The organism is Hansschlegelia plantiphila, assembly GCF_027922265.1.
Lineage (GTDB): Bacteria > Pseudomonadota > Alphaproteobacteria > Rhizobiales > Methylopilaceae > Methylopila > Methylopila plantiphila.
Window position 1 is genome coordinate 281,382 of the sequence record NZ_BSFI01000007.1, and the last position, 20,408, is coordinate 301,789.

Below are 20,408 nucleotides of genomic sequence, written 5' to 3' on the forward strand. Positions count from 1 at the left end.
GATCGGCGACGCCCGGCGAGGGAGGCTTCGCAATTACGCCAAAGTCTTCGCCACACTGGCGGTTTCGGAGATCGGGGCCGTTTCGCGATGCGTGATTTCGCCAATGTGCAGGGGGGCGACTGGCTGCGCCGGCGGTCGGCCGAAGCCTGTCTCGCGCTCGCGCTCGGCCTGGCCTTTGCGTTGCTCGGCCCCTACAGCACCGATCAACAGCCGTTTCTGGCGCGCCTGGGGTTCTGGGCTGGGCTGCTGGCCTGCTGGTTCGTCGTCGCCACCCTCGTCGGCATGGCCCTCGGCCGGGTCGAGCTCTATCGCAGGGCGGGGCGATGGTCCCGCCAGGCCGTGATCGTCGGCCTGACGGCGGCGCCGATGATCCTTGTCGTGGCTCCCGCGGCGCATGCCCTGACGGGATGGCAGGCCAGCCTGTCCGAGGTCGTCGAGCTCTACTGGCAGACCGCCCTGATCGGGTGCGTCGTGGCGCTGGTGTCCACCGCGGTGCTGGCGCCGTCGCCCGAGACGGCCGGCCATCCGGCGCCGGCGGGTCCTCAGACCGCTGTCGACGCCGCGGAACGCCGCGACGACGGCGGGGACCAGACCGCCACCGACGCCGCGGTCCAGAGCCGCCTCGTGGCGCGGCTGCCGTCAGCGCTGCGCGGCCGCCTGCTCTGTCTGGAGATGGAGGACCACTATGTCCGCGTGCACACAGACCAAGGCTCCTCGCTCGTTCTGCTGCGCCTCAGCGACGCCATCAACGAGGCCGCGCCGATTTCGGGAGGCCAGGTGCATCGCTCCTGGTGGGTGTCCGACGAGGCGATCGAGGCGTTTGAACGGACCGGCCGCACCGCGCAGCTGCGCTTGACCAACGGGCTGATGGCGCCGGTGTCGCAACGCTACCTCAAGGCGACCGAGACCGCGGTGGTCGCCCGAGGCTGATCGAACGCGGCAATCGGCTGGCGGGACGCAAAAAACGGCCGACGTCCGCATGGGGACGCCGGCCTGTACGCGTCTGCGCAGCGACGGTCAGTCGTCGGTCTGGGTCGGCTTCGGGGTCTTCTTCACCTTGGCGGCGTTCTTGTTCATCTTGTGCTTCGGCGCCGTATTGGTCGTGTCCGGGCGCGCCGTGCCGACGTTCTGGGACGGGGCGGGGGACGAGGGAACCTGCGCGTTCGGCTGCGGCGCGCGCTCCCGGGTGTTCTCCATGTTCGTACGGTTCCCGTCCCGCAGGGAGTCCCCGGTGGAGGAGGCAGGCGGCATCGGCTCGGTGGCGTAGGCGCCGAGCGGAAGCAAGGTCGCGGCCGAGGCGACGAGAAGGGCGGCGGTCAACTTGGACGTCATTTTCAACGATCTCCACGAGCCGCTGCAGAGCAGTCCCCGGGGCGGAAAGCATTCATCGGAACAGATTCGTGTTTTTATCCCGGCGATCATGCGTCAATGCGGCGTTAGGCTGCTCAAACGTCCGGTAGATGCCAAGGTTCCACGAAACGACATTGGTCGGGATGCAAGCGATCGACGCCGGAAAGCGCGTAACGATTTTTGGCACGACGGCTTTTCTTTCGCAGCCCTGGCGCCCACATGGCGGTGAGTTCGCCGCTGTCCACTTCGAGAGGATCCGCTTTATGATCCGAGCCCTGCTCGCCGCAGGCCTTCTGGCCGTCGTTTCATCAGCCTACGCCGAGCCGGTCCCCGCCGGGCTCTGGAGCACGCCGAAGGACAAGGCGCAGGTGCGCATCACCGCCTGCGGCGACAGCCTGTGCGCGACGCTCGTTGGTCTGAAGAAGCCAAACGACCGGGAGGGCCGTCCGAAGCGGGACGTCCGGAACCCGAACCTTGCCCTGCGCAGCCGACCGGTCGTCGGCGTGTCTCTCGTGAGCGACATGCGGCCGGACGGCGACGCCTGGAGCGGGACGGTCTACAACCCGGACGACGGGCGGACCTATTCGGGCCGCATCGTCGTTGACGGTGCGGACCGGCTGCAGCTTCAGGGCTGCGTCGCCGGCGTGCTCTGCAAAACGCAGGTGCTGCGCCGGCTGCGCTGAGGCTAGATGCGGCCTGTCAGCGCCAGGATCACCAGCACGATCAGGATAACGCCGAGGATTCCGCTCGGGCCGTAGCCATAGCCGCGCGAATAGGGCCACGCCGGAAACGCTCCGATGACCAGCAGAACCAAGATGATGATCAAAATCGTCGACATGGGGCTTTCTGTCCTCTCGCTCTTGTGAGGAGCAGAACCCACGAAAGCCCTCGACGGTTCCGCGCCGCCGTCTAGGCCTGGCGGGCGGCGGTCGCGGCGAGGGTGATCTTCAAGCCAGGCGTGTTGGCCTCATAGGTGAGTTCGCCGCCGAGCTGCCGCACCAGCGCGTCGATCATCCGGGAGCCGAAACCTCGCCGGCCGGCTGCGGGGCGGCCCGCGCCGCGGTCGGCGACCACCAGTCGGAAGTTGGCGCGGTCCTCGTAGAGCGAGATCGAAAGCGGACCTGCGGCGCCGCCATAGGCGTATTTGGTGGCGTTGATCACGAGCTCGGTCAGGATCAGGCCGAGGCTGATCGCCCGGTCCGTCGGCAGCAGCACCGGCGCGAGATCGAGCGACAGGGCCGCGGCCCAGTCGTCCCCGATCGAGGACGAGATGTCGGCGACCAACTCCTCGACATAACGGGCGGCGTCGACGGATTCGACCTGGTCGGCGCGATAGAGCCGGCGATGGACGAGTGCGACCGCCGACAGGCGGCGGCGAGCCTCCTCGAGCGCCGCGGACAGCCCTGGAATCTCCGCTCCGCGCGCCTGCAGCGCGAGGAAGCTCGACACCAGCTGCAGGCTGTTCTGCACGCGGTGGTTGACCTCGCCGATCAGGAACTCCTTCTGCTGGATCAGCAGGTCCTTCTCGTCGATCGTCGCGACCAGTCGCCGGTTGAGCTCGCGCAGCCGCCGCGCCTGCCAAACCTCGACGACCGCCGAGCGAAGCCGGCCCGCGGCTTCGAGCTCGGATGTGGTCCAGCGTCTGGAGCGGCCGCTCACCCGCTCGCGCCAGACCTCGAAGGACGCGCGAGGCGTCAGAGCTGCGCCCGGCTCGCCGTGGTCGTCCTTGTGCGGGTTGCCGGCCCACTCGATGGTTTCGATCTCCTCGGCGCGGAGCCAGATCACCTGCCACGGCTCATTCGTCGACAGCGTGATCGACAGCAGTCCGCTTGCAAGGTCCGGACAGGATTGCGCGGGCGGACAAAGGCTCAGGAGGTGGTCGGTGGCGAACACGGTCTCGACGCTCCGCGGCAACGCCCACGCCGCGATTTCGCGAATTTCCGCGTATGAGGGGCACCGGCCGTTTGTGAGCAGGTCGGGGCCCCTCAGGATCACGACGCCGTCGCCGCCGAAGGCGCGGCGGATCTCGTCGACGTGATTCGAGATCGCGTCGTCGAGCGAACCCTCGCGCGACAGCAGCGAGACAAGGTCGTCCTGAAAGCTTCTCAGCCGGACGCGCTCGCGGAAGGCGTCGGTCTCGTCCTTCACCTTGATCTGGCGGGCGAGCGCGCCGCCGAGCGCCCGGCACGCGCCGCGAACCGCGTAGGGGATCGTCCTGGGCGTGGCGTTGTGGCAGGCGACAAGGCCCCACAGCGCGCCGTCCTTGACGATCGACACCGACGCTGACGCCGCGACCCCCATGTTCCGCAGATATTGCAGATGAATGGGAGAGACGCTGCGGAGCGACGCGTCGCTCAGGTCGAGCGGCTCGGGCCCGGTCGACGGGCGCACCGGCGCCGGCTCGTAGTCGATGTCGGGAATCACGCGGATGGGATTGCGGAGATAAAGCGCCCGCGCCTGCTTCGGAATATCCGATGCGGGGAAGCGGTGGTTGAGGAACGACCGCAGGTCTTCGCGCCGATCCTCCGCGACCACCGAGCCGGACTCGTCGTCGAGGAAGCGGTAGATCATCACCCGGTCGTAGCCGGTGAGCCGCCGGAACTCGACGGCCGCGACCCGGCAGAGATCCTCGAGCGTCGGCGCGCGTTCGAAGGCGGCCGCGACCGTTTCGAGGTCGTTCAGCAGGACGCCGGGCGGCGCTCCGTCGACGTCGCCCGCCTCCAGTTCGACGATCAGCCGATCACCGGACAGATGAGCCGTAACGTCGAGCAGCTCGCCGCGGACGGAGCGCGCGAGACCGACATAGGTCAGCGGCGAACGGCGAGCCGCCACGGCATGCGCCCTCGCCGCGATCTCTGACGGCAGGATGTCGTCCAGCGGACGGCCGACGAAGTCATCGACGCTCAGCCTGGCCTCGACGTTCCCGGCTCCCGCGGCGACGACCATGCGTTCGGGATCGACGATAAGAAGGAGGCCGTGGGGCTGGATCGCTCCCGGGATGTGGATCGGTTCGCGATCGCATGCCGTCAGGCCAGAAATGTCCACTCGCGACTATTCCCCGTCTGCACGAGACCCCGCGACCGCTATCGCACACGTTCAACGCGTGGATAAACGTCTTTGGACATGTGATCCGTACTAAATTACCGGTCCGCCACTTAGCGAGCGAAGACTCGCTCTGTTTGACGCCGACCGGCAGGCCGCGCGCGTCGGCGCAGGCGCTCCGGCGGGACGCGGCGCCGGTCCTATACGGGAGACGATCGCGGTCCGCTGCTCAGCGACGGCGGGCGCGCCTGCGCTTAACCCGCGCGATTTCCGCCAGCATCGAGCGCAGGTCGTCGACGGCGTCCCGCTCGGTCTCGGTGAGCGGTCGCTCAGGGTGGAAATGGTCAAGCAGCACGGCGAGCGCGTCGCCCATCCGTCCGAGCTGGCGTCCGTAGCTCGCGACGTCGTCGAGGACCTCGCGCTCCGTGTCGGGATCCGACGAACGGCCGAGGTCGATGTTGATCAGGCCGAACTGGCTGCCGAACGGCATGAAGAAGAAGCGCCAGGGATTGATCGTCTGTGCGACGTCGCCGCCTGCCGGAAAAGTCACCCTCGCCATCGCCCGCAATCCTCCGCCTCGGATCGTCGATGGCGCCACAAACAGGCTCGCGGCGCCATCGTTTTTCCAGGAGGCGGAGCGGCCGCTCAGCTCGCCATTTTCAGGCCGCCGTTCGGCGTGCGGATCTCGATGTCGACTTCCAGCGTCGCCAGCGTGTCGCGGGTGTCGGTGGTGATCCGCACCTTTTCGGGGTCGATCGAGATGTGCTTGGCGATCACCGCCAGGATCTCGTCCTTGAGCTGGGCGACGAGGTCGGTCCGTCCGAACACGGCGCGTTCATGCGCAAGCAGGAGCTGCAGTCGCTCCCGGGCCGCGGGCGCGGAGGTGCGCCGCGAGAAGAACTTCAGAACGCTCATGCCGCCCTCCGGCCGAACAGGCCGCCGAGGAAGCGCTTGCGCTCGCTCGGCACCGTCATCTCGATGGTCTCGCCCCTCAGGCGGCGCGCCGCGTCGGCATAGGCCCGGGCGGGCGCGGAGATCGGGTTCGAGAGGGTGACCGGCGAGCCGAGGTTCGAGGCCTTCAGGACCTCGGGGCTCTCCGGGATGATGCCGAGCAGCGGGATCGAGAGGATCTCGAGCACGTCGTCGACCTTCAGCATGTCGCCGCGCTCGGCCCGGATCGGGTCGTAGCGGGTGAGGAGCAGCAGCTTCTCCATGTGCTCGCCGCGCTCGGCCTTCTCGGTCTTCGAGTCCAGCAGGCCGATGATCCGGTCGCTGTCGCGCACCGAGGACACTTCCGGATTGGTGACGATCACCGCGAGATCGGCGTGGCGCATGGCGAAATAAGCGCCGCGCTCGATGCCGGCGGGGCTGTCGCAGATGATCCAGTCGAAGCGGCCCTTGAGCTCGTTGATGACGCGCTCGACGCCCTCGGCCGTCAGCGCGTCCTTGTCGCGGGTCTGGCTCGCCGGCAGCAGCGAGAGCGTGTCGACCCGCTTGTCCTTGATCAGCGCCTGGTTGAGGTTGGCGTCGCCCTGGACGACGTTGATCAGGTCATAGACCACCCGGCGTTCGGCCCCCATGACGAGGTCGAGGTTGCGCAGGCCGACGTCGAAGTCGATGACCACGACGTTCTGGCCGGTCTGCGCAAGCGCCGCGCCGAGAGCTGCGGTCGACGTGGTCTTGCCGACGCCTCCCTTGCCCGACGTGACGACCAAAACTTCAGCCATCTCTATTTCTCCCTCGGAAAAGTCTGGGTCGCCCCGGATGTTCAGTCGAGCGCCGCGACGCTCAGGATTTCGCCGTTCAGCCAGGCCCGGGCGGGTTTGCCTCTGAGGCCCTTGTCGAGATCGTCTGTCGTCATGTAGACGCCGTCGATCGCCAGCAGTTCGGCGTCGAGCTTGCGGCAGAAGATCCGCGCCTTGGCGTTGCCGGCCGAACCCGCGATCGCGCGTCCCCGCAGCGCGCCGTAGACGTGGATGGAGCCCGCCGCGACGATCTCGGCGCCGGAGGCGACCGAGCCGCAGATCGTGACGTCGCCATGCGGGAAGGTGATGGTCTGGCCGGAGCGGACCGGCTGGTCGATGACGAGCGATGTCGCCTGCGGGGCGGGGGCCTCGGGGGCGGAAAGCTCGCCGGCCGCGCGGCCGCCTATCGGCATGGCGAGCCTGGCGTAGGGGCCTTCGAGCGTCTTCGGATCGCAGCCTTCGACGCCGATGGTGCGGACGCCGCGGGCTTCGAGCTCGGTCAGCAGCAGGCCCATGGCGCGCGCCGAAGGCTTCAGGCCCGAGACGTCGAGCACCACCGGCCGGCCGCCGAAGAAGCCCGGCGAGCGGGCGGTGAGCTGGTCGAGCTCCAGCAGCCAGTCGTCGGCGGGCGCCTCCGGCGCCAGCACCAGCGCCATGAAGGAGCGGCCGCGGAACCGGATGGGGCGGCGCTTCTGGGCGCTCGGGGTCTTGGGTACGATCTGCAGGGCGGCGGCTGGCGACACGGGCTTGGGATCCCCAGGAACTCTTCAGGGTTAACGAAGCGTTGAATTAACCTTCCGGCGACCTGGGTTAACGGCCGGTTAATGCCCCGGCAGTTTTTGCCGAGCGCGGGCCCGGAGGTTGGGGAGCGCGCGGGGCCGCCCCGCCGCTTTCCCGCCACGGCGCCATGGGCTAGGTGCTGGGAGGCGGGCGGGGCCCGCGAAGGAGACGTCGCCGATGACCCGATTTTTCCGCGCGCTCAGCCTGGGCCTCGCGCTGCTGGCGCCGGCCGGCGCTTTCGCCGATCCGGCCACGCTGTCGCGCGAGATGATCGTGGGCGACCCCGCGGCCCCGGTCTCCGGCGACCCGAAGGGCGACGTCACGATCGTCGCCTATCTCGACTACAACTGCGGCTTCTGCAAAAAATCCGCCCCCGCGCTCGAAAAGCTCGTGAAGACCGACGGCGACATCCGCCTCGTCTACAAGGACTGGCCGATCCTCGCGGAATCCTCGGTCTATGCCGCGAAGATCGCGCTCGCGGCCAAGTATCAGGGCAAATACGACGTCGCGCACAAGGCGCTGATGTCGCTCAAGGGCGCCAAGATCCCGCAGGCGAAGATGCTGGAGGCCGTGAAGGCGGCGGGGATCGACATGGCCCGGCTCGAGGCGGACGCCGCGGCCCACGACGCCGAGATCGTCGCCCTGCTCAAGCGCAACGACGCGCAGGCCAAGGGCATGGGCTTCGCCGGCACGCCGGTCTACCTCATCGGTCCGCTGCTGGTCGCCGCCGCGCCCGACTACGATCAGTTCAAGGACGCCGTCGCGCAGGCGAGGGCGCGCGCTAAGGCCCGCTAGCGGCGAACGTCGAGGCGCCGACGGCCCTCTCCGCGAATTCAGAAAGCGCAGCGCCCCAATACGAGCGCCCGGCGGTTCTGCTTTCGCATCAGCGACATACGTGGTGTTCCCACCTAGGCGGCCCCGCCTCGGCCAGCTAGCACTTGTTCAAACGAACATCTGGTTGCGGCGGCGTGGGGCATTATGACGACGATCGCCAGCACCATCGACAGCGCTGAAGGTCTCGGCTCGGACCTCTTCTTTGCTGGCTCCGGCCCATGGACCGCTGGTCTTCGACCGCGCGACCTACGCCGCGGCGCAGTTCGCGACGCTCGCCACCCGCCTGACGATCGCAGCCGCGGATTTCATGATTGTCTGGGCAGCGGCGAAGCCCGCATTCCAGTGGCGACGCATTTCCAACGACATCGGCCCGGGTCAGCCTGAGGGGAAAGACAATGGCGACTATTGGTCCGACATCAAACGGCAGCGACATCGCCAGCATCCTGCAGTACGTCGCGCACGTCTGGAATGTATACGCCAGTGACGATAATCATCTTGAATTTTATACGCCGGACATGTCCTACAGTGTAATATTCAGTAGGACGATCGCCGCAGGGAATCTCACGGATATAAGATTTGGCCCCGTTGGAGGGGAGCCCGATTGCTATATCACCGGGGTGAGTATGTCCTTCGACGACGCCTACGCCGCGTTCAACGCCTCTCCGGCGGCGCTTTTTGAGCTCTTCGGCAGCTCGACGTTTGTCGGGACCCAAGGCCGGGACACGATCGCCATGGGGAGCGCCGCCGACACGCTCCTGATGTCCGATGGGAGCGACACCGGCTCCGGAGGCGGCGGCGACGACAGCATCGACGGAGGATCCGGCTACGATCTCCTGCATGGCGACGCGGGCGCGGACACGATCGACGGCGGGCTCGACGTCGACGTCATGTATGGGGGCGCGGGCGGCGACACCTTCTTCGTGGACGACGCAAGCGACCAGGTCATCGAAAATAATGAGTCTGGCGTCGACCTCGTCAACGCCTCCGTCACCTTCTCGCTCGCCGGACAGTATGTCGAGAACATCACGCTGACAGGCGACCAGGCGATAGACGCCGTCGGCAACAGCCTGAACAACGTCCTCACCGGCAACTCCGCCGCCAACACGCTGACCGGCGGGAAGGGAAACGACACCTATTACGTCCAGAACGTGGACGATAAGGTCGTGGAGCTTGATGGACAGGGCGCCGATCAGGTGTACTCGACCGTGACCTTCTCGCTCGCCGGCCAATACATCGAGAAGCTGACGCTGACCGGCTTCGACGACATCGACGCCACCGGCAATTCGCTGAACAACGCCATCGTGGGCAACGCGGGCGACAATGTGCTCGACGGCGGCGCCGGCGCCGACACGATGTCGGGCGGCGGAGGCGACGACGACTACTACGTCCAGAACGCTGGCGACGTGGCGAAGGAGCTTGACGGCCAGGGGAACGACCGCGTGCTGAGCTCCGTGAGCTACGCGCTCACCGGCCAATATGTCGAGCGGCTGCGCCTGACCGGCGACGGCGACGTCCACGCCACCGGCAACACGCTGAACAACACGATCGCCGGCAATGCGGGCGACAATGTCATCGACGGATGGTCGGGCGCCGACACGATGGCCGGCGGGAGCGGCGCGGACACCTTCGTGTTCGACACCAAGCTCGGCGCGAGCAACGTCGACCACATCACCGACTTCAAGGCGGCGGACGACACGATACGGCTGGAGAACGGGGTTTTTACGGGGCTGTCGACGGGCGCGCTGGCGGCGGACGCTTTCCACATCGGGACGACGGCCGCCGACGCGCAGGATCGCGTCATCTACAACGCGACCACCGGAGCGCTGTTCTTCGACCGCGACGGCACGGGCGCGACCTACACGGCCGTGCAGTTCGCGACGCTTGAGAACCATGCGACGATCACGGCGGCGGACTTTACCGTGGTGTGATCGTCCTCAACGGTCCGGGACGCCGAGCGGCGACCCAAGGATCTCGACGCAGGCGCGCCCGAGACGGCGCCGGAGCTCGGGACGCCGTCGCACGCATGGTCACGCATATCACTTCGGCCCGGCTCCGCGTTCCCGCGGGCCCGCAGGTTTAACTGGCGCGTCGACGCACTCTCGCTCAGACTGCATGGAAACGCTCGGCTGGACCGAGCCACAACCGTCCGGGGGGAACGGACATGACGGTCACGATCAGCTACTCGTTGCAGACCATCGGTTCGTTCGCCTATGAGTTGAACGCCCCCCAGGATACGCGACCGGACGTGTGCGGGCTCACCGACGGCGCGTTCGCCGTCGCGACGGATGACGGGACCAACGTCAGGATCAAGCTGTTCAACTCCAGCGGGAGCTTGCCGAACTCCTTTGGGATCGGTCCCTGCACGGAGGCGTCGCTCGCCAATGGGGGCGACGATCGTTTCATTGGCTCCGCGACCGGGGCCGACGGCTACATCACACTGTTCTCGGGGACCTCCAACAGTTTCGGAGGCGGACAACGGGCGACCTCCACCAGTCTGGCCGGAACGTCGTCGCATTCCGACATCTCGGCGCAGCAGTACGTCGGAACGGTCGCGGTCGCCTGGCAGCAGGACTACTCCGCGACCGACCACGACATCTGGCTCAGCATCCACAAGAGCAGCGATCTCAGCGAGGTCAAGAGCTTCGCGATCGACCAATCGGCGGCGGACGACGAGAACGCCAGCGTCGCCGTCCTGAGCGACGGCGGAATCGTGGTGGCCTGGGACCGCACCGACGCCGGCGGGCGCAGCGCGATCTGGTACGCGACCTACAACGCCGACGGCTCGGTGCGGACCGCCGCGGCCGCCTATGACGACGTCGGCGACGTCAACCGCCATCCAAGCGTCGCGGCCGCCCGCGGCGGCGGCTTCACGATCAGCTACGAGGACAACGAATCCGGCGCGACGGAGGTCGCGGTCTTCGCCCGTTCGCCGGACGGCCGCACTCAGAGCTACGTGCAGGTGACGCATGGCGGCGGAGAGATCGGCGACACCGCGACGGCGGCGATCGGCCTATTTGGCGGCGTCTACGCGACGGCCTTCACGCAGAACCTGTACGACGGCGGCGAGCTGCGCGATCAGGACATCTACGTGACGCTCACCGATCCGGCGACCGGCCGGCCGCTGACCGGCGCCCCGATCCTGATCGACGGCTCCGTCGACGTGACCCACTCGGCGACGATCGCCGCGATCCCGGGAGGACCGTTAGGCGGGCCGCGCGGAGAGTTCGTCGTCAGCTACCAGGACGACGACGCCGGCGAGATCCACAATCGGATGATGCAGATCGTCGAGACGATCACGGGCGACAGCGCCGCCAACTTCATCCAGGGCGTGACCGGCGGCGCGATGAAGGTCAACGCCGGGAAGGGCGCCGACGTGATCAACGACAGCCCGAGCGGTGACAGCCTGTCGGGCGGCGCCGGCGACGATCGGTTCATCGACGGGCTCGGCGACGACCGCTTCGACGGCGGCGCCGACACGGACACCGTCGAGATTGTCTTCGGGAGCCCTACGACCGTCGATCTGCGCCTGACCTCGGCGCAGAACACGGGCGTCGGCCGGGACACCTTCATCAGCATCGAGAACCTCACCGGCTCGAGCACCGTCAGCGACACCTTCACCGGCAACGACGCCGACAACGTGCTCAACGGCGGCGGCAGGCCGCCCGGGCCCGCGGGGCATGACGTGTTCGCCGGCGGCGGCGGCGACGACACCTACATCATCGGGCAGAGCACCGACGTCGTGACGGAGGCGGCGAACGCCGGCACGGACACGGTCAAGTGCGACGACAGCTACACGCTGCCGGACAATGTCGAGAACCTGATTCTGCTGAACGACGCCTATGACGGCAGCACGGCGACCGGCAACGCGCTCGCGAACCAGATCACCGGCAACGTCTTCGCGAACGTCATCGACGGCAAGGCCGGCGCGGACACCATGGCGGGCGGCGGCGGGGCCGACACCTACACGGTGGACAACGCCGGCGACAAGGTCGTGGAGGCGAACGTCGCAGGCCCGGACCTGGTGAACTCGTCGGTGACCTTCGCGCTGGCCGGCCAGTACGTCGAGGACCTGACCCTGACCGGCTCCGGGAACATCAACGGGACCGGCAACTCGCTCAAGAACCACATCATCGGCAATAGCGGGAATAACGTCATCGACGGCGGGACCGACGCCGACACGATGGACGGCGGCGCAGGCAACGACACCTATTACGTCCAGAACGCCGGCGACCAGGTGATAGAAGCCAACGTGACGGGCCACGACCTGGTGAAGTCGTCCGTGACGTTCTCGCTCGCGGGCCAATACGCCGAGGATCTGACCCTGACCGGGTCGGCGAAGATCAACGGCACAGGCAATTCGCTCGACAACACGCTGACCGGCAACGCCGCCGTGAACACTTTGACGGGGGCCAAGGGCGACGACGACTACTACGTCCAGAACTCCGGCGACAAGGCGATGGAGCTCGACGGGCAGGGCGACGACCGGGTGCTGAGCTCGGTGAGCTACTCGCTGGCGGGGCAGTTCATCGAGCGGCTGCGGCTGACAGGCGACGGCGACGTCAACGGGACCGGCAACTCGCTGGCGAACACGATAGCCGGCAACACCGGCGACAACGTCCTCGACGGCGGCAAGGGAACGGACCGGATCGCGGGCGGGGCGGGGCGCGACACCTTCGTGTTCGCCAACGCGCTGGGCGCGAGCAATGTCGACGTGATCACCGACTTCAAGGCGGCGGACGACACGATCCGGCTGGAGAACGGGGTTTTTACGGGGCTGTCGACGGGCGCGCTGGCGTCGTCGGCGTTCTACGCCGGGACCGCCGCGCACGATTCATCCGACCGCATCATCTACGACGCCTCGACCGGCGCGCTGCTGTTCGACCGCGACGGAACCGGCGCGACCTATGCGGCGGTGCGGTTCGCGACGCTCGAGAACCACGCCGCGATCTCGGCGGCGGATTTCACGGTGGTCTGAAGTCTTCGGCCCACCCGCTCGCGATGGAAAGGCGGCGCGGCCTGAAGTCTGACGGACGAGCGAGTTGCAGGCGTGACCTCGTCAATTGATTTCTCGCGGACCAGGACGCAAGCAGGCCATCGGGCCGGTCGCCGGCGCTCGCGGGCTCCGCGCCGCCGGCCATGTGATATCCGTCGATACTGCCGGTGCGAGCGACGAAAACTGTGCCTTCACAGCAATGATCAAATGATAACTATAGAGATTTGCAGTAATTAAACGTCATAATCTTCGGCGTCTATGGACTCTCGCGGGAGAGCCGACGTTTCATGTCCGCCGAATCGTTTCGGGGGATCGCCTTCATGGGGAAGTTTCTACGCGTCCGGTTGCTGTCGACGACGGCGATCGGCCTGGCCTGCGCCGTTTGGTCGGCGGAGCCGGCCTTCGCCGCCGATCTCGCAATCGTCGAGCCGGCGCTGAAGCCCGCGGTTGACGCCGTCAACGGCAAGCTCGAGGGCTTCGGCGGCTGGGCCGACGGCAGGTTCGGCCGCAAGGGCGACTTTTCCGGCGGCGGCCTCGGCTCCGTCACCTTCCCGCTCGGACCCACGCTCGGCGCGCAGTTCGACGGCCTGGCGGCGATCCAGGACGGCGACTTCGTCGGCGGCGGCGCGGCCCATCTCTTCACCCGCGACCCCGACCGCTATCTGCTCGGCGTCTATGGCTCTGCGGTGGGCTTCGAGAACCGCGCCGGCGCGTGGAACGGCAAGATCGGCGTCGAGGGCGAGGCCTATTTCGACCGCCTGACGATTTCCGGCGTAGCCGGCTACGAGCATGTCTGGGGCGGCTCGAATTCGTTCGAGCGGATCCGGCGCGGCGGCTCGTTCTTCGACTATGTCGACGTCAGCTACTACCTGACCGACGACTGGAAGGTCTCGGTCGGCCACCGCTACACCGGCCGCAGGAACGCCGCGGCCTTCGGGACGGAGTTCCGCCTGCCGTTCCAGGGCCTCGACGTCTCCGCCTTCGCGGAAGGTCGCGTCGGCGAGCACGACTACAAGGCGGTGTGGGCCGGCCTGAAGTTCTACTTCGGCTCGACGCCGAAGTCGCTGATCGCCCGCCACCGCGAGTCGGACCCGTCCAACTGGCTCAAGGACGACCTGTTCTCGGTCTCGAGCCGGCGCAAGGCGGGCGGGACCGTCCCGCCGCCGCCTCCGCCGCCCTGCGGTTGCGGCGGCCCCTGCGGCTATGACTGATCGCTGATGCGGCGTGCGCTTCTCGCCTGGGAGGGCGGCGCCGGCCGGGGACATGTCACGACGCTCCGGACGGTCGCCGAAGCCCTCGGCGACCGTTTCGTCTTCGACGCCGCGCTGTGCCGGATGGAGTATGCGGCGGAGCTCGAAGCCTCGTGCGAGGCGGTCTATCCGGCCGCCTATCTCTACTACCGCGAAGAGCAGCGCCGTCTTCGCGGCGGCGCGAAGGCCGCGACCTGGGGCGAATTCCTCGGCGACGTCGGCTTCCGGGACGAGGCCTTCCTGAAGCGGCAGATCGCGTGGTGGCAGGAGGTCATCCGCGTCCGCGGGATCTCGCTCGTCGTCGGCGACTTCGCGCCCTGCGCGCTGATGGCGGCCCGAGGCCTCGGCGTGCCGGCGGTCGCGATCGGCGTCGGCTACAGCTGCCCGCCGCCGGAGATGGCGGAGTTCCCGGTGTTCCTGCCGAACCACGCCACGCTGATCTACGACGAGGCCGAGACGGTCGCGATCGTGAACCGCGCCGCGACCCCGCTCGGCGTGCCGGAGATCGACCGGCTGCCGGCGGTCTACGCCTGCGACGACCAGCTCGCCCGCACTCTGCCGATGCTCGACCCCTATGACGGTCGCCGGACGCGCGAGCTGCTGCCGCCGGTCGCCGATCTGCCGGCGCGGATCTCCGCGGGACACGGCGATGAGATCTTCGTCTATTTCTCGACGTCCGAACGCGACAGTCCGGCGCTGATGGAGGCGGTCGAAGATCTCGGCGCGCCGACGCGCATGTTCATGCCGGGCGTCTCCGACGAACTCGCCGCCCGCTTCACGGCGAAGGGCGTGATGCTCGAGCGCGCGCCGGTCCCTGTCGACGAGATCGCCCGCCGCACCCGGCTGATGCTGAACGCCTCGCAGCACGGCATCCTGTGCCTTGGCCTCGGGGCAGGCCTGCCCCAGGTCAGCGTTCCCCAGCACCTCGAGCAGCTGTTCCACGCCCGTCGCGCGGAGGCGGCCGGCGCGCTGCGCGTCGCGACCCGCGAGGAGCGCGGCGACGTCGGGGCGTTCCGCGCGGCGGTGCGCGCAGCGCTCGACGATGAGGCCATGGCCGCCCGCGCCCGGACGCTCGCCGAAGAGCTCCGCCCGCTGCTGATCCGCGACGCACGCGCGCTGATCCGTGAGCGGATTCTGGCGGTGACGGGGTGAGAGGGACCGTCTCCGAGGGTCGGTCGCCGCGGCTACGCTCTTGCGGCTTCCAACTCCTCCCGCGCGGCCTGCCTGCCGCGGCCGAACAGGAACACCGTCGCGACCAGCCCGCAGAGCGCGGCGAAGGACATCCAGAGTCCGGGCGCCGCCTTGTCGCCGGTGAGCTGGATCAGCCAGGTCGAGATCGCGAGCGAGAAGCCGCCGAGCGTGGTCGCGAGGCTGTAGGCGAGCGAGAAGCCGGACGCCCGGATCTCCGCCGGCACGACTTCGGTGAGCGCGACCACCATCGCGCCGTTGTATCCGCCATAGAGCAGCGACAGCCATAGCTCCACGCCCAGCAGCTTCACGAAGCTCGGGTCGGACGCCAGCCACCGCAGCGACGGGTAGGCGGTGAGCAAAGTGAGGACCGTGAAGGCGATCAGGATCGGCTTGCGGCCGATGCGGTCGGAGATCGCGCCCCAGACGGGGAGCCAGATGAAGTTCGAGATCCCGACGCAGATCGTGACGACCAGCACCAGGCTGCGGTCGAGCTTCAGCTCGTGCTCGCCGAAGGTCGGCGTGTAGGCGGTGATCAGGTAGAACGAGACGGTGGTCATCATCACCATCGCCATGCCGCCGAGCACTATCGGCCAGGCCTGCGCGAGCGTGCGGTAGACCTCGGACGTCGTGGGACGGTGGGTGCGGGCCGCGAACTCCTCCGTCTCCGCCAGCGAGCGGCGGATCACGAACAGGAACGGCACGATCGCGCAGCCGATGAAGAACGGCGCGCGCCAGCCCCAGGCGGCGAGCTGATCCGGCGCCATCATATGGCCGAGCGCAAGCCCGAGAGCAGCGGCCGCCACGGTCGCGACCTGCTGGCTCGCCGACTGCCAGGCGACATAGAATCCCTTGTTTCCAGGCGTCGCCATCTCCGCGAGATAGACCGAGACTCCGCCGAGCTCGACGCCCGCGGAAAAGCCTTGCAGGAGGCGCCCGAGCAGCACGAGCAGCGGCGCCGCGAGCCCGATCGTGGCGTAGGCCGGCACGAAGGCGATGAGCACTGTGCCGGCGGCCATGATCGTCAACGTCAGGATCAGCCCCTTACGGCGGCCGATGCGGTCGACATAGGCGCCGAGCACGACCGCGCCGAGCGGGCGCATCAGGAAGCCCGCCCCGAAGATCACCAGGGTGAGCATCAGCGAGGCGAACTCGCTGTCCGCGGGGAAGAACGCGCCGGCGATGTATTTGGCGTAGAAGCCGTAGAGGAAGAAGTCGAACATCTCGAGGAAGTTGCCGCTCGTGACCCTGAGCACGGTCGCGATCTTCGACTGGTCCGGGCGGTTCGCCATGGCGCGTTTTCCCCTCGCTGTCCGGGGACGGGAGATAGAGCGCGGGACGGGAGAGGCGACCATTGTCCCCAAGTCGCTCCCCGAGGATCCTAAAGCGCCGCCGTCCTCCGGCTTGACCGGAGGACCCTCTCGGACGTCGAGTTCCGCGGCGGACATGGGTGGTCCGGTCAAGCCGGACCACGACGGGCGATGACCAAAATTCCTAACTAGGAAAATAGTCATTGACAGCGTGACGCTGTTCGGGTAGGGTCCGGGCATGCTCCCAGATTGCGTCCGACACGAGGGCGGCATGACCACGGATCCGAAGACCCGCCGCAAGCCGATCGGCGAGGCGGCGCGCGAGCTCGCCCGCCGGCTCTACGAGACCTCGCTCACGCCCCAGACCGAGATCGCCGCGCGCGTCGGCGTCAGCCCGCAATCGCTCTGCCGGCTCGCGAAGAAGCACAGCTGGGAGCGCTGCTCCGGCGCGGGACGGGCGGAGACGGTGCGGCGCATAAGGGCGCGGGTCGACCAGCACATCGAACGCGTCGAGGCCGTGCTGACCGAGACCGGCTCCGAGACCGCGGGACCGGCGATCGACGCCGCCGAGCGCGCCGCGCGGACGCTGGCGAGCCTGGTGCGGACCCTGCGCGAACTTCAGAAATACGACGCCGACCAGGCGCGCGGGGCGACGGAGGCGGATGACGCGGATGGCGCTCCCGCCGATCTTGACGCCCTCCGCGACGCGCTTGCGGACCGGCTTGCTCGCATCCAGGCGGCCGGGGAGTGACCAGTTCTTCGCGACTCTGTCGCGGATGGAGGTCGAATTCGTCGCGACCGACTGGACGGCGTGGTCTCGGCCCGACCAGCTGCCGCCGGAGGGCGACTGGACGACATGGCTCGTGCTCGGCGGCCGCGGGGCGGGCAAGACCCGCGCCGGCGCCGAATGGGTGCGCGGCATGGCGCTCGGCCTCAAGGGTTTTTGCGAGCGGCCGGCGGGGCGCATCGCGCTCGTCGCCGAGACCTATTCGGACCTGCGCGAGGTGATGATCGACGGCGTCTCCGGCCTGCTCGCCGTGCATCCGCGCTGGGACCGCCCGACCTACGAGCCGAGCCGGCGACGCCTGGTCTGGCGGAACGGCGCGATCGCGCACGGCTTCTCGGCCGAGGACCCGGAATCGCTGCGCGGCCCGCAGTTCGACGCCGCCTGGTGCGACGAGATCGGCAAGTGGAAATCGGCCGAGGAGACCTGGGACATGCTGCAGTTCGGACTGCGCCTCGGCCGCCTGCCGCGGCAGATCGCGACCACCACGCCGCGCGCCGCGCCGCTGCTGAAGCGCCTGCTGGCCGACCCCGCGACCGCGGTGACGCGCGCCACGACACGCGCCAACGCCGCGAACCTCGCGCCGGGCTTCCTGCAGGCGGTGGTCGGGACCTACGCCGGCACCCGGCTCGGCCGGCAGGAGCTCGACGGCGAGATGCTGGAGGACCGCGAGGACGGGTTGTGGACCCGCGCCGCGATCGACGAGGGCCGCGTGGCGGCGCCGCCGGAGCTTCGCCGCATCGTCGTTGCGGTCGATCCGCCGGCAGGAGGAATAAAATCCGACGCCTGCGGTCTGGTGGCCGTCGGCCTCGGAACCGACGGCCGGGCCTATGTGCTGGCCGACGAGACGCTGCACGCCACGCGCCCCGAGGTCTGGGCGTCGCGCGCCGCGGCGCTGTGGCGGCGGCTGGAGGCCGACGCGCTGGTGGCGGAAGTCAACCAGGGCGGCGACATGGTGCGCGCCGTGATCGGGCAGGCCGACCCGGAGATCCCGGTGCTCGCTGTCCGCGCCACCCGCGGCAAGTGGCTCCGCGCCGAGCCGGTCGCCGCGCTCTATGCGCAGGGGAGGGTCGCCCATGTCGGCGTCCACCGCGCGCTCGAGGACGAGATGATGGCCTTCGGCCTCGACGGCCTCGCAGACGGCCGCTCCCCCGACCGCGTCGACGCGCTGGTCTGGGCGGTGACGCACCTGATGCTCGGCTCGAAGGGCAGGGGGCCGCGGGTGCTGGGACTTTGAGAACGGCTAGCGCGCCAGGTTCGGCGTGAACTCGTCAAAATTCCGGGCCGCGTCAGCGGCGGTTGGGGCTGAGCTCGCTATGCTCACTCGTATGTTCTGCGTGATTTGAAACATTCCGCTCCGCCAATAGGTTTTTACATGCGTCGCGCCGTCGACGGTCTCGAAAGACGCGAAGGTGCGCAGCCAACCCTCGTGGGATGTTTTCTGGGACTGAGCGATCAGGCGGAACGAACCGCCGCTCGCCTTATATCCTTGATCGATCCGTTTCAGATTGAATGTCTGGTCAACAATACCGGACGGTTCGACGCCGATGCTCACCACAGAACCAGGCCGACAGGGCGCCGCCATGCATTCGAAGTAAATGTTCTTGGATCCGGGGACTGCTTTTCTGCGCCAGCCCGGGTGTAGCTTTGCAAAGTCGGGCCTCGCGGCCTTGCCGGCGGATGATTGACCCGGTGAGTTCTCTGCCGCCGCCAGGCCGGGGAATGTCAAGATTGCAAGGCCGATCGCGGCCCAGAGCAATACACGCATAGCCGCCCCGTACGATGGCTGAGCGAATCCTCAGTAGCGAGCCTGCCGCCGCGCGGTTGTTTCGTCTACGTCCGCCGGGCCCTCGCGCCCGGCTTTTTCATTCCGCGAGGGCTCCATGGCCTCCATGCTCTCCCGCCTCTTCGCCCGCGCGCCGGCGAAGAAGTCCTCCGCGCTCGGTGCGCTCGTCGCATTGCATGGCGGCGGGATGGCGGCCTGGACGGCGCGCGATCCCGTCAGCCTCGCCCACGAGGGCTACCAGCGGAACCCGGTCGTGCATCGCGCGGTGCGGATGGTGGCGGAGGCGGCGGGCGGCGTGCCGCTGGTGCTGACGGAAGGGGAGCGCGAGCTCGACGAGCACCCGCTGCTCGCGCTGCTCGCCCGGCCGAACGCGCGGCAGGGCAAAGCGGGGCTGATCGAGACGCTGGTCTCGCACCTGCTGCTGTCGGGCGACGCCTATGTCGAGGCGGTCGCCGTCGACGGCGAGCCGCGCGAGCTGCATGTGCTGCGGCCCGACCGGATGCGCGTGCTGGCGGACTCGAGCGGATGGCCGGAGGCCTACGAATACCGCTGCGGCGCGGAGGTCGCGCGCTACGACCAGCGCGCGGAGCCCTGTCCGCCGCTCCTGCATCTCACCTTGTTCCACCCGCTCGACGATCATTACGGCCTGAGCCCGCTGGAGCCCGCGGCGCAAGCCGTGGATCTGCACAATGCGGCCTCCGCCTGGAACAAGGCGTTGCTCGACAACGCGGCGCGGCCCTCCGGCGCGCTGATCTACAAGGGGCCGGACGGGGCGGGACTGACCGACGATCAGGTCGAGCGGCTGAAGAGCGAGCTCGAGGCGCAATTCTCGGGCGCCGCCAACGCCGGCCGCCCGCTGCTGCTCGACGGCGGCCTCGACTGGCGGCCGATGGCGCTGACCCCTCAGGAGATGGATTTTCTGGAGGCGAAGAACGCGGCCGCCCGCGACATCGCGCTCGCCTTCGGCGTGCCGCCGATGCTGCTCGGCATTCCGGGCGATGCGACCTACGCCAATTATTCGGAGGCGAACCGCGCGCTGTGGCGCCAGACCGCGCTGCCGCTGCTGTCGCGCGTCGCCCAGTCGCTCGCGGGCTGGCTGGCGCCGGCCTGGGGCCCCGAGCTTGCGCTCAAGCCCGATCTCGACGCGGTCGAGGCGCTCTCCGGCGAACGCGAGGCGCTGTGGCGCCGCGTGACCGCCGCGACCTTCCTCGACGACGACGAGAAGCGCGCGGCGGTGGGGTATCAGCCGAGGGGCGCCGCTGGAGCATAAAGCGCGCCGTCGTGGTCCGGCTTGACCGGACCACCCATCCCGGACGTCGAGCTCCGCGTCGAACATGGGTCCTCCG

General features: G+C 68.5%; 20 protein-coding genes. 11 read left to right on the forward strand and 9 right to left on the reverse strand.

Annotation, left to right across the window (positions count from 1 at the left end; genetic code table 11):
* Window positions 1-87 precede the first annotated feature (87 nt).
* Window positions 88-930, forward strand: a complete 843-nt coding sequence (locus PKE75_RS07675; protein WP_271168124.1) for a LytTR family DNA-binding domain-containing protein — start codon at window positions 88-90, stop codon at window positions 928-930.
* Window positions 931-1,017: 87 nt separating this feature from the next.
* On the opposite strand, the gene PKE75_RS07680 is transcribed toward PKE75_RS07675, so the two are convergent.
* Window positions 1,018-1,332 carry a hypothetical protein gene (locus PKE75_RS07680; protein ID WP_271168125.1) on the reverse strand — a complete coding sequence of 105 codons (315 nt, stop codon included), beginning with the start codon at window positions 1,330-1,332 and terminating at the stop codon, window positions 1,018-1,020.
* A 281-nt stretch (window positions 1,333-1,613) separates the two neighbouring features.
* Here PKE75_RS07680 and PKE75_RS07685 point away from each other — a divergent pair, with 281 nt between their 5' ends.
* The gene (locus PKE75_RS07685; protein ID WP_271168126.1) at window positions 1,614-2,033 is read left to right on the forward strand and encodes a DUF2147 domain-containing protein; all 420 of its coding nucleotides are present in this window, start codon (window positions 1,614-1,616) and stop codon (window positions 2,031-2,033) included.
* Window positions 2,034-2,035: 2 nt separating this feature from the next.
* Here the strand turns inward: PKE75_RS07685 and PKE75_RS07690 are convergent, their stop codons facing one another.
* The 6 genes from PKE75_RS07690 to minC form a co-directional block, all read right to left on the reverse strand.
* Entirely contained in the window at window positions 2,036-2,188 is a 153-nt protein-coding gene (locus tag PKE75_RS07690; RefSeq protein ID WP_271168127.1) for a DUF3309 domain-containing protein, read from the reverse strand.
* A gap of 71 nt (window positions 2,189-2,259) precedes the next feature.
* Window positions 2,260-4,395: a histidine kinase dimerization/phosphoacceptor domain -containing protein gene (locus PKE75_RS07695; protein ID WP_271168128.1), complete on the reverse strand. Its 2,136-nt coding sequence runs from the start codon at window positions 4,393-4,395 to the stop codon at window positions 2,260-2,262.
* Between the two features lie 226 nt (window positions 4,396-4,621).
* Window positions 4,622-4,951, reverse strand: a complete 330-nt coding sequence (locus tag PKE75_RS07700; protein WP_271168129.1) for a hypothetical protein — start codon at window positions 4,949-4,951, stop codon at window positions 4,622-4,624.
* An 86-nt stretch (window positions 4,952-5,037) separates the two neighbouring features.
* Window positions 5,038-5,307: a cell division topological specificity factor MinE gene (gene minE, locus PKE75_RS07705; RefSeq protein ID WP_271168130.1), complete on the reverse strand. Its 270-nt coding sequence runs from the start codon at window positions 5,305-5,307 to the stop codon at window positions 5,038-5,040.
* Window positions 5,304-6,119 (reverse strand): septum site-determining protein MinD, encoded by an 816-nt coding sequence (gene minD / locus PKE75_RS07710; RefSeq protein ID WP_271168131.1) that lies wholly within the window; start codon window positions 6,117-6,119, stop codon window positions 5,304-5,306. The genes minE and minD overlap by 4 nt, the downstream gene beginning before the upstream one ends.
* A gap of 41 nt (window positions 6,120-6,160) precedes the next feature.
* Window positions 6,161-6,880, reverse strand: a complete 720-nt coding sequence (gene minC, locus PKE75_RS07715; protein ID WP_271168132.1) for a septum site-determining protein MinC — start codon at window positions 6,878-6,880, stop codon at window positions 6,161-6,163.
* A 214-nt stretch (window positions 6,881-7,094) separates the two neighbouring features.
* Here minC and PKE75_RS07720 point away from each other — a divergent pair, with 214 nt between their 5' ends.
* The 6 genes from PKE75_RS07720 to PKE75_RS07745 all read left to right on the forward strand — a co-directional run bounded on the left by PKE75_RS07720 (window position 7,095) and on the right by PKE75_RS07745 (window position 15,146).
* Window positions 7,095-7,712: a DsbA family protein gene (locus PKE75_RS07720; RefSeq protein WP_271168133.1), complete on the forward strand. Its 618-nt coding sequence runs from the start codon at window positions 7,095-7,097 to the stop codon at window positions 7,710-7,712.
* Window positions 7,713-7,953: 241 nt separating this feature from the next.
* On the forward strand, window positions 7,954-8,235 hold the full coding sequence (locus PKE75_RS07725; RefSeq protein ID WP_271168134.1) for a hypothetical protein: 282 nt from the start codon (window positions 7,954-7,956) through the stop codon (window positions 8,233-8,235).
* A 139-nt stretch (window positions 8,236-8,374) separates the two neighbouring features.
* The gene (locus PKE75_RS07730) at window positions 8,375-9,679 is read left to right on the forward strand and encodes a calcium-binding protein (protein WP_271168135.1); all 1,305 of its coding nucleotides are present in this window, start codon (window positions 8,375-8,377) and stop codon (window positions 9,677-9,679) included.
* Window positions 9,680-9,912: 233 nt separating this feature from the next.
* Entirely contained in the window at window positions 9,913-12,726 is a 2,814-nt protein-coding gene (locus PKE75_RS07735) for a beta strand repeat-containing protein (RefSeq protein WP_271168136.1), read from the forward strand.
* A gap of 305 nt (window positions 12,727-13,031) precedes the next feature.
* On the forward strand, window positions 13,032-13,955 hold the full coding sequence (locus tag PKE75_RS07740; RefSeq protein WP_271168137.1) for a hypothetical protein: 924 nt from the start codon (window positions 13,032-13,034) through the stop codon (window positions 13,953-13,955).
* Window positions 13,956-13,961: 6 nt separating this feature from the next.
* Complete coding sequence (locus PKE75_RS07745) at window positions 13,962-15,146, forward strand: glycosyltransferase (protein ID WP_271168138.1); 1,185 nt, start codon at window positions 13,962-13,964, stop codon at window positions 15,144-15,146.
* A gap of 32 nt (window positions 15,147-15,178) precedes the next feature.
* On the opposite strand, the gene tcuC is transcribed toward PKE75_RS07745, so the two are convergent.
* Window positions 15,179-16,474 (reverse strand): MFS transporter, encoded by a 1,296-nt coding sequence (gene tcuC / locus PKE75_RS07750; protein ID WP_271168139.1) that lies wholly within the window; start codon window positions 16,472-16,474, stop codon window positions 15,179-15,181.
* 289 nt (window positions 16,475-16,763) lie between these two features.
* On the opposite strand from tcuC, the gene PKE75_RS07755 reads away from it, so the two are divergent.
* Window positions 16,764-17,243: a hypothetical protein gene (locus tag PKE75_RS07755; protein ID WP_271168140.1), complete on the forward strand. Its 480-nt coding sequence runs from the start codon at window positions 16,764-16,766 to the stop codon at window positions 17,241-17,243.
* A gap of 25 nt (window positions 17,244-17,268) precedes the next feature.
* Window positions 17,269-18,513, forward strand: a complete 1,245-nt coding sequence (locus PKE75_RS07760; protein WP_271168141.1) for a DNA-packaging protein — start codon at window positions 17,269-17,271, stop codon at window positions 18,511-18,513.
* A 6-nt stretch (window positions 18,514-18,519) separates the two neighbouring features.
* On the opposite strand, the gene PKE75_RS07765 is transcribed toward PKE75_RS07760, so the two are convergent.
* A complete protein-coding gene (locus PKE75_RS07765) occupies window positions 18,520-19,044 on the reverse strand; it encodes a hypothetical protein (protein WP_271168142.1) in 525 nt (174 codons plus the stop codon).
* Between the two features lie 115 nt (window positions 19,045-19,159).
* On the opposite strand from PKE75_RS07765, the gene PKE75_RS07770 reads away from it, so the two are divergent.
* Complete coding sequence (locus PKE75_RS07770; protein WP_428979119.1) at window positions 19,160-20,332, forward strand: phage portal protein; 1,173 nt, start codon at window positions 19,160-19,162, stop codon at window positions 20,330-20,332.
* The last annotated feature ends 76 nt before the right edge of the window (window positions 20,333-20,408 follow it).

Bases quoted from the DNA above. Each gene is read 5' to 3' on its own strand.
- PKE75_RS07675 (WP_271168124.1), top strand. From the start codon at position 88: ATGCGTGATTTCGCCAATGTGCAGGGGGGCGACTGGCTGCGCCGGCGG.
- PKE75_RS07680 (WP_271168125.1), bottom strand. From the start codon at position 1,332: ATGACGTCCAAGTTGACCGCCGCCCTTCTCGTCGCCTCGGCCGCGACC.
- PKE75_RS07685 (WP_271168126.1), top strand. From the start codon at position 1,614: ATGATCCGAGCCCTGCTCGCCGCAGGCCTTCTGGCCGTCGTTTCATCA.
- PKE75_RS07690 (WP_271168127.1), bottom strand. From the start codon at position 2,188: ATGTCGACGATTTTGATCATCATCTTGGTTCTGCTGGTCATCGGAGCG.
- PKE75_RS07700 (WP_271168129.1), bottom strand. From the start codon at position 4,951: ATGGCGAGGGTGACTTTTCCGGCAGGCGGCGACGTCGCACAGACGATC.
- minE (WP_271168130.1), bottom strand. From the start codon at position 5,307: ATGAGCGTTCTGAAGTTCTTCTCGCGGCGCACCTCCGCGCCCGCGGCC.
- minD (WP_271168131.1), bottom strand. From the start codon at position 6,119: ATGGCTGAAGTTTTGGTCGTCACGTCGGGCAAGGGAGGCGTCGGCAAG.
- PKE75_RS07720 (WP_271168133.1), top strand. From the start codon at position 7,095: ATGACCCGATTTTTCCGCGCGCTCAGCCTGGGCCTCGCGCTGCTGGCG.
- PKE75_RS07730 (WP_271168135.1), top strand. From the start codon at position 8,375: ATGTCCTTCGACGACGCCTACGCCGCGTTCAACGCCTCTCCGGCGGCG.
- PKE75_RS07735 (WP_271168136.1), top strand. From the start codon at position 9,913: ATGACGGTCACGATCAGCTACTCGTTGCAGACCATCGGTTCGTTCGCC.
- PKE75_RS07740 (WP_271168137.1), top strand. From the start codon at position 13,032: ATGTCCGCCGAATCGTTTCGGGGGATCGCCTTCATGGGGAAGTTTCTA.
- PKE75_RS07745 (WP_271168138.1), top strand. From the start codon at position 13,962: ATGCGGCGTGCGCTTCTCGCCTGGGAGGGCGGCGCCGGCCGGGGACAT.
- tcuC (WP_271168139.1), bottom strand. From the start codon at position 16,474: ATGGCGAACCGCCCGGACCAGTCGAAGATCGCGACCGTGCTCAGGGTC.
- PKE75_RS07755 (WP_271168140.1), top strand. From the start codon at position 16,764: ATGACCACGGATCCGAAGACCCGCCGCAAGCCGATCGGCGAGGCGGCG.
- PKE75_RS07760 (WP_271168141.1), top strand. From the start codon at position 17,269: ATGGAGGTCGAATTCGTCGCGACCGACTGGACGGCGTGGTCTCGGCCC.
- PKE75_RS07765 (WP_271168142.1), bottom strand. From the start codon at position 19,044: ATGCGTGTATTGCTCTGGGCCGCGATCGGCCTTGCAATCTTGACATTC.
- PKE75_RS07770 (WP_428979119.1), top strand. From the start codon at position 19,160: ATGGCCTCCATGCTCTCCCGCCTCTTCGCCCGCGCGCCGGCGAAGAAG.